Origin of the sequence: Streptomyces boncukensis (assembly GCF_011045075.1) — a bacterium.
GTDB lineage: Bacteria > Actinomycetota > Actinomycetes > Streptomycetales > Streptomycetaceae > Streptomyces > Streptomyces boncukensis.
This window is the reverse complement of record NZ_JAAKZZ010000398.1, coordinates 1-7,047: the sequence shown is the minus strand read 5'-3', so window position 1 is coordinate 7,047 and position 7,047 is coordinate 1. Positions and strand designations below refer to the sequence as shown.

General features: G+C 68.6%; 9 protein-coding genes and 1 tRNA gene. 7 read left to right on the top strand and 3 right to left on the bottom strand.

Translation table 11 applies throughout. The features are described from left to right. Positions 1 to 56 precede the first annotated feature (56 nt). The gene (locus tag G5C65_RS27885; protein WP_165301788.1) at positions 57 to 629 is read left to right on the top strand and encodes a GNAT family N-acetyltransferase; all 573 of its coding nucleotides are present in this window, start codon (positions 57 to 59) and stop codon (positions 627 to 629) included. A 236-nt stretch (positions 630 to 865) separates the two neighbouring features. Here G5C65_RS27885 and G5C65_RS27880 read toward each other — a convergent pair whose 3' ends face one another. Further along, complete coding sequence (locus tag G5C65_RS27880; RefSeq protein ID WP_165301787.1) at positions 866 to 1,654, bottom strand: SDR family NAD(P)-dependent oxidoreductase; 789 nt, start codon at positions 1,652 to 1,654, stop codon at positions 866 to 868. A 122-nt stretch (positions 1,655 to 1,776) separates the two neighbouring features. Between G5C65_RS27880 and G5C65_RS27875 the strand changes: the two genes are divergently transcribed. After that, the gene (locus G5C65_RS27875; RefSeq protein ID WP_165301786.1) at positions 1,777 to 2,415 is read left to right on the top strand and encodes a TetR/AcrR family transcriptional regulator; all 639 of its coding nucleotides are present in this window, start codon (positions 1,777 to 1,779) and stop codon (positions 2,413 to 2,415) included. A gap of 8 nt (positions 2,416 to 2,423) precedes the next feature. Then, positions 2,424 to 2,837: a transposase gene (locus G5C65_RS40825; protein WP_420903367.1), complete on the top strand. Its 414-nt coding sequence runs from the start codon at positions 2,424 to 2,426 to the stop codon at positions 2,835 to 2,837. Positions 2,838 to 2,911: 74 nt separating this feature from the next. On the opposite strand, the gene G5C65_RS27865 is transcribed toward G5C65_RS40825, so the two are convergent. Beyond that, complete coding sequence (locus tag G5C65_RS27865; RefSeq protein ID WP_165301785.1) at positions 2,912 to 3,304, bottom strand: nuclear transport factor 2 family protein; 393 nt, start codon at positions 3,302 to 3,304, stop codon at positions 2,912 to 2,914. A 103-nt stretch (positions 3,305 to 3,407) separates the two neighbouring features. On the opposite strand from G5C65_RS27865, the gene G5C65_RS27860 reads away from it, so the two are divergent. Beyond that, positions 3,408 to 3,851: a MarR family winged helix-turn-helix transcriptional regulator gene (locus G5C65_RS27860; protein WP_165301784.1), complete on the top strand. Its 444-nt coding sequence runs from the start codon at positions 3,408 to 3,410 to the stop codon at positions 3,849 to 3,851. A 575-nt stretch (positions 3,852 to 4,426) separates the two neighbouring features. Here the strand turns inward: G5C65_RS27860 and G5C65_RS27855 are convergent. Further along, positions 4,427 to 4,511: transfer RNA gene (locus G5C65_RS27855), tRNA-Leu, on the bottom strand. A 176-nt stretch (positions 4,512 to 4,687) separates the two neighbouring features. Between G5C65_RS27855 and G5C65_RS27850 the strand changes: the two genes are divergently transcribed. The 3 genes from G5C65_RS27850 to G5C65_RS27840 form a co-directional block, all read left to right on the top strand. Beyond that, complete coding sequence (locus tag G5C65_RS27850) at positions 4,688 to 6,016, top strand: M20/M25/M40 family metallo-hydrolase (protein ID WP_165301789.1); 1,329 nt, start codon at positions 4,688 to 4,690, stop codon at positions 6,014 to 6,016. Positions 6,017 to 6,184: 168 nt separating this feature from the next. Continuing rightward, entirely contained in the window at positions 6,185 to 6,418 is a 234-nt protein-coding gene (locus G5C65_RS27845; protein WP_165301783.1) for a chaplin, read from the top strand. Between the two features lie 176 nt (positions 6,419 to 6,594). Continuing rightward, positions 6,595 to 7,047: chaplin (locus G5C65_RS27840; RefSeq protein ID WP_165301782.1), on the top strand; the 453-nt coding region annotated here is incomplete at its 3' end.

Sequence of the window (7,047 nt, the reverse complement as noted above, 5' to 3'; positions counted from 1 at the left end):
CCGCCCCCGGCCACCGCCCACACTCACACCCACATCCGCCTCCAGGCCGGCACGGCATGACACTCGCCTACTGGCCCCTGGCAGGCATCACCGTCCGGGACGGCCCGCTGGAACTGCGACCTCCCACCCCGGCCGAATGCCACACCCTCGCCGAGGCCGCCTCCCAAGAGCACTGCGAACCGGGCGTCCCCTACCTGTCTCACCCCACCGACGACCCGGTACAGCGCGGGCGGCGGACCTTGCAGAACCTATGGCACGAATGGGGTACCTGGCACACAGCGCGGTGGTCTTTGACGCTGGCGGCATTCCATCACGGACAGATGGTGGGCCTGCAGAACATCCGGGCTTGCCACTACGCACAGCGCCGCGAGGTCCTCACCGGCACCTGGACCTTCCGGTGCAGGCGGGGCCAAGGACACGCCCTCCGCGCGGGAACCGCCCTCTTGCATCTGGTCTTCGACGGGCTGGGTGCACACCGGGCCCTGGCCCTCACCGCCGACTGCTGGCGCGTTCTCCAGCACTCCACCGGCATCCACCTGAGCGGAATCACCGCTTGTCTGTCCATGTTCGGAACGGTGTCCCGCCCAGGACGCTCCAGGGAACGTCTCCCTGAACAGCGGAAAGATTGACGGACGGGCTTATTCCGTGCCCGGAAGTCAACGGTTGAACCGCCATGCGCGGGGAACGCTTGGAACGCCGCCGCCCACGGCGGGCTTGGCGCCGATTCCTCCCTGCCGCGGGAGTCATGGCGCTTGCCTCGGCGAAGACCTCGGATTCCTTCTTGCCTGTGCGTGCCCCTCCGGCCCGCTACCAAGGTCGTTGGAGTGGGCGCCCGCGGCTGCACGCTCCGTACGGCAATGCCGGCTCAAGCTGCGATGTCGGCTTCGGGTTGGAGTGCGGGGCCGAGCAGCAGGCCCCCGTCCAGGACGAATTCCGATCCTGTGGCGAAGGTTGCGTCCTGGGAGGTGATGAAGAGCAGTAGGCGGGTGATGTCAGAGGGTTCGGCGAGGCGGGGGATGGCGAAGGGCTCGGGCGAGTAGAAGTCGGCGATGGCCGGCTGGCCGGCGACGGTGGGTTCGTTGATCAGCGGTGTGGAGACGACACCGGGGTGGATGGAGTTGACCCGGATGTTGTCCCGCCCCAGCTCAAGAGCGGCCGTCTTGGTCAGCCCGCGCACGGCCCACTTGCTGGCGGTGTAGGGGGCGTAGCGGGCCGTGCCGACGTGGGCCATGGTCGAGGCGATGTTGACGATGGTTCCGCCACCGCCCCTGCGCATCGAGGGGGTCACGGCCCTGATGCCGAGGAACTGGCCGGTGACGTTGACGCTGAACGTATGCTCCCAGGTGCGGAGTTCGGTGTGCTCGATAGGGGCCGCCGGGTTCTGGACTCCCGCGTTGTTCACCAGGATGGTGATCGGCCCGAAGTGGTCTTCGGCTTGTTGCACCGCCGCCGCCCAGTTGTCCTCGCGGGTGACATCCAGGTGGACGGAGAGAGCCCGATGGCCGAGCTGGGCGGCGAGGTCGCGGCCGGCGTCGTCGTCGCGACCGGCGATGACGACGTTCGCCCCCTCGGCGTGGTAGCTCTGCACATGGCTGCTGCCCATGCCCCCGCTGCCGCCCGTGACGATGACGGTCCGGCCCTCGAAGCGTTCCATGAAGCATCCTTCCACGCTCACCTTGATGGTGAGCCGGGTGACTCACCTCTGCTCTCACGGTACGGGCGGAGCTAGAGGCGAGTCAAGCGACTCACCTCGTGGTGAGAGGCATACTGGAGGGCATGACGGCACAGCCCTCGGAGTACCACCGGCGCGTGGCAGCGCAGAAGCGGACGTCCATCATCGAGGCGGCGACGAAGCTGTTCCTCGACTCCGGCTACGACGGCACCTCGCTGGCCCGCATCGCCGAGGCGGCCGGAGTGTCGAGGGCGACACTGTTCAAGCAGTTCACCACCAAGGCGGCCCTGTTCGAGGCGATCGTCACCGAATACTGGAAGGTCGACGACGAGGAGGCGCCCCTCCCCGAGCCGGGGAACCTCCGCGCAGGGCTTGAGGCCATCGCAGGCCGCTACGTCGCCCTTCTCACCCAGCCCGGCATGGCCGCCCTCTTCCGCATCGTCATCGCGGAGGTACCGCGCTTCCCCGAGCTCGGCGAGACCCAGTTCAAGCTCGGCAAGATGCCCTACTTCGAATCGGTCCGCCGCTACCTGGCAGCGGAGAACGCCGCCGGTACAGCCCGGCTCGACGATGCCGAGACGGCGGCGACCCAATTCCTCGGGATGATCTCCAACTACGTGTTCTGGCCCCGGATGCTGCTCGCACACTGGGAGCCCGACGACTCCGCCATCGCCAACGCGGTCGACCAAGCGGTGCTGACCATGCTCGCCCGATACGGCGCACCGGGGGCCCACGACGCCTGAGGCGCCAGGTGCTCCACCGCTCTGACCTCGACCCCGTCAAGCGCACAGTCGCTCACACGCAGCGCCGGTCAAAGCCCGATTGCGGGACAGCCCCCAGTCGGCAGCTGATCGACGGCATACGGTTCCGTACCCGAACCGGCGTCCCGTGGCGGGACGTGCCGGAGCGCTACGGGCCCTGGGCCAGGAAGGTCCGCGTCGCCCGCGCGGGTGCCGGACGGCCACGGGTCCGACCCGGCCGAGTCCGCGCCGACAAGGCTTGCGCCTCCCGCAGGAACCCCGCCTACCTGCGACGACGGGGAGGCCACTGCGCTATCCCGGACAAGGGTGACCAGGCGACCCACCGCAAGAAGCGCGGCTCTCGCGGCGGTCGGCCGCCCAAGTGCGAGCCTCGACGAGTGGCTGTGACCAGCACATTCGACTGACGTCCCGACCGGAAATCGGCCCTGTGGCCACTCCTCCCGCTCGGCTTCGGACGGTTATCCGGTGGCGCCCCCGTTCAGCGGGCGCTGCCCAGGTTCCGGTCGGTTTCGGCGCCTTCGATCATGCGTGTGACCTCTTCGGCGCGACGAAAGCGGCCGTCGGGAGCGAACTCGCCGAACAGGTAGACCTCCATGCGCACAGTGGAGCCGTCCGTCTTGGTGAGGTGGACGGTGTGCCGGTCGGCGTAGTGGACGCCGTCGTACAGCTCGTCGTGGACTTCGATGGAGCCTTTGGCCACGACGCCGCGCAGGTGGGCGATGTGCTCAAGGAAGGCGTCGCGGTCATCCCAGCGCCCGTCGGTGCGCTGACGGTAGTCGGGGGCGAAATGCCGGTCGGCGGCCTCATGGAGGTCGAGTCCCGGATTGAAGATCAGATCGGCAAGTGCGGCGGCAATGTCGGTGCGGTGCATAACGGATTTCCCTTCGTGTTCCACCCCCCTTACTGCATGCGCGACGCACGCATATCGAGCACCGTAACACGTATGCGTGCGGCGCGCACGCTATTCTGGGTGGATGGAAACCGAGGTGGGACGCGAGATCGCCGATGCCCTGGGCGTGCTGCTCAAACGCAGCACCCGCCAGGAACTGCACCGAGCCTTGACCGTCGACATGGGCGAAGCCGTGGACGAGCTGACCTACCCGGTCCTCAGCGGCCTTGAGCGCACCGGCCCCTGCAGTGCAGCCGACCTTGCTCCCGAGGTGGGGCTCGATCGATCCGGCGTCACCCGCCGCGCCTCCAGGCTGGAAGAAGCCGGGCTCGTGCGGCGCGAAGCGGACCCCTCCGACCGGCGCGCCACCCTGCTCGCCCTCACCGACGCGGGACAGTGCACGGTGCAGATGCTGCGCGAGCGGCTGTCCGCCCGCATCACCGCGAGCCTTGCCTCATGGCCTGCGGACGAGGCCGAAGCCTTCGCCAACTCCCTACGCCGCTTCGTCACCGACGGCCCATTCGCCTAGATCCACCTTCGGTACACGCCCTGGTGTCCTGAGTCAGAGATCACGGGGTAGGTCCTCCCGGTGCCGCTTGGCTTCCGCTGGGTTGGTTCCCCCAGGTAGCCACGTAGCCGACGCGGGACCGGAGCTCGACCGCATGGCCGTTGTCTGACCAGGAAGCTCTGTCTCAGGACACTGGTTTCTTTCGCATACGACCCCGACCGCACCGGCACCGCAGCGGCATCGCCTGCTCCAAGGGCGCGGTGCGCACTATCCTGACCAACCCCCGCTGCACCGGTCGAGTGGGTGCGGTCGGCTGAGCCCGTCCACGAGCTGTTGATCGGGACAGCGGTCTTCGAGCAGGTGTGGCGCGCTCTCGTACGCGACACTCCTACGTCTTCCGCGGGCGGCTTCAGCACAGTCGGGAGCGGCCCGGGAGCCGGGGCCGGGCAGGCGGACCGGGTGGTGCGGGAGTGCGACGCGAAGCTCGCCCCCCGAGGTCTACGCCCAGCTCGGGCTCCGCCTCACCTATGAGCCCGCACAACAACTAGTGCGGGCCGAGGCTCGCCTCGACCCGCACTAGTTGGGGTTGTGGTCCGTGTCGGGAGGGGGACTTGAACCCCCACGCCCTGTAAAGGGCACTAGCACCTCAAGCTAGCGCGTCTGCCATTCCGCCACCCCGACTCGGTGGGCCGCCGCGGCGCTGTGGCCGTTGCGACGGTGTAAACCTTAGCACTGGTTGCGGGGAACGATCACCCGGCTCTTGGGGGGCCGGGACGGGAGCGGGAGGATGGGGGCGTAACGCGAGACGAGGAGGCAGTGTGAGCCAGTCGGAGCCGGGAGTGAGTCCGGATCGCGCGGTGGCGGATCGTGGGGACGCGGGCGCGGAGAGTGCCGGCGAGCGTGAGGTCGTCGACCTGTGCCGTGAGCTGATCCGGATCGACACCAGCAATTTCGGGGGGAACGAGGGGCCGGGGGAGCGTGCTGCCGCGGAGTACGTCGCGGAGAAGCTCGCCGAGGTGGGGCTGGACCCGCAGATCATCGAGTCCCGGCCGGGGCGTGCCTCGACCGTCGCGCGGATCGAGGGGGAGGACCGCTCCCGCCCGGCGCTGCTGATCCACGGGCATACGGACGTGGTGCCGGCCAACGCCGACGACTGGACGCACCACCCCTTCTCCGGGGAGGTCGCGGACGGCTGCGTGTGGGGGCGGGGCGCCATCGACATGAAGGACATGGACGCGATGACGCTCGCTGTCGTACGCGAGCGCCTGCGGACCGGGCGGAAGCCGCCGCGGGACGTCGTGCTGGCCTTCCTCGCGGACGAGGAGGCCGGCGGGGTGTACGGGGCGCGGCACCTCGTCGACAATCACGCCGATCTGTTCGAGGGGGTGACCGAGGCCATCGGGGAGGTCGGCGGTTTCTCGTTCACGGTCAACGAGGATCTGCGGCTCTATCTGATCGAGACCGCCCAGAAGGGCATGCACTGGATGCGGCTCACCGTGGACGGCACGGCCGGGCACGGCTCCATGACCAACACCGACAACGCCATCACCGAGCTGTGCGAGGCGGTCGGCCGGCTGGGGCGGCACAAGTTCCCGGTGCGGGTCACCAAGACCGTACGTTCGTTCCTCGACGAGCTGTCCGACGCGCTCGGCGTCGAGCTCGATCCCGAGGACATGGAGGAGACCCTCGCCCGGCTCGGCGGCATCGCCAAGATCATCGGTGCCACCCTGCAGAACACCGCGGCCCCCACCCAGCTCGGCGCGGGGTACAAGGTGAACGTCATCCCCGGCCAGGCCACCGCGCATGTCGACGGGAGGTTCCTGCCGGGGTACGAGGAGGAGTTCCTCGCCGATCTCGACCGGCTCCTCGGGCCGCGCGTCCGCCGCGAGGACGTGCACGCCGACAAGGCGCTGGAGACGACGTTCGACGGGGCGCTCGTCGAGGCCATGCAGTCCTCGCTGAAGGCCGAGGACCCGGTCGCGCACGCCGTGCCGTACATGCTCTCCGGGGGTACGGACGCCAAGTCCTTCGACGAGCTGGGCATCCGCTGCTTCGGCTTCGCGCCGCTGAAGCTGCCGCCCGCGCTGGACTTCGCCGGGATGTTCCACGGTGTCGACGAACGAGTGCCGGTGGACGGGTTGAAGTTCGGTGTGCGCGTACTCGATCGGTTCCTGGACCAGTGCTGACCGGCCGGGGGGATATGTCCCGCTGAAACGGAACTTCAGTAATCGTGCGCGTGTGCTTATGCGACTGAGAAGGGTGAATGATTCCATAGGCTCGTAGCTCGATTCCGCCATCCTCGTTACAGGGGGTGCGGTCCCCAGCTGGGACCGTATTGCCAATGAGGAGGAACAATGCTCAAGAAGGTCGTCGCCGCTGCCGCTGCCACCAGCGGTCTCGTGCTCGCGGGCGCGGGCGTGGCCGTCGCCAGTTCCGGTGCCCAGGGCGCTGCCGTGCACTCGCCCGGCGTGCTCTCCGGGAACGTCGTCCAGGCCCCGATCAACGTGTCGGCGAACGCCTGCGGCAACACCATCAATGTTGTCGGCCTGCTGAACCCCGCCTTCGGCAACACCTGCGTGAACAAGTAACACCGGCTCTCGGCTGAGCGGCCGGTGCGGCTGATGAGGATGTGAAGCCCGAACGGCCCCGGGGCGCGTGCCATGCGCCCCGGGGCCGTCGGCGCGTGAGGGGGGTATGCGGAGTGGGCCTCCTCCTGATTTCGTACGAAACAGCGCGAGGACATCGCGGGGCAGGGGAAGCAGTCATGCGACAGGTCACCAGAAAGGGTCTGCTCACCGTGGCGGCGGCGGGCGGAATGCTCGCCATGTCGAGCGGTGCGGCGTTCGCAGATTCGAACGCCGAGGGGGGCAGTGAGAATTCGCCGGGTGTGTTGTCCGGAAATTCCGTCCAAGCGCCCGTGGACGTATCCGTCAATGTGTGCGGGAATTCCGTGAACGTGGTCGGCGTGCACAACGCGGCCGTCGGCAACGAGTGTGCGAACGGCGGGGCCCGAGCCGGTTCCGGCTCGGGTTCGGGGTCGGGTCCGGGTGCGGATGCCGGGGCGAACGGCTCCGCGTCGGACTCGCCGGGCGTGGGCTCCGGCAACCATGTGCAGGTTCCCGTGGACGTACCGGTGAACATCTGCGGCAACAACATCACCATCATCGGTGTGGGGAACACCGTCATGGGCAACGACTGCGGCAACGGAGGCGGGGGC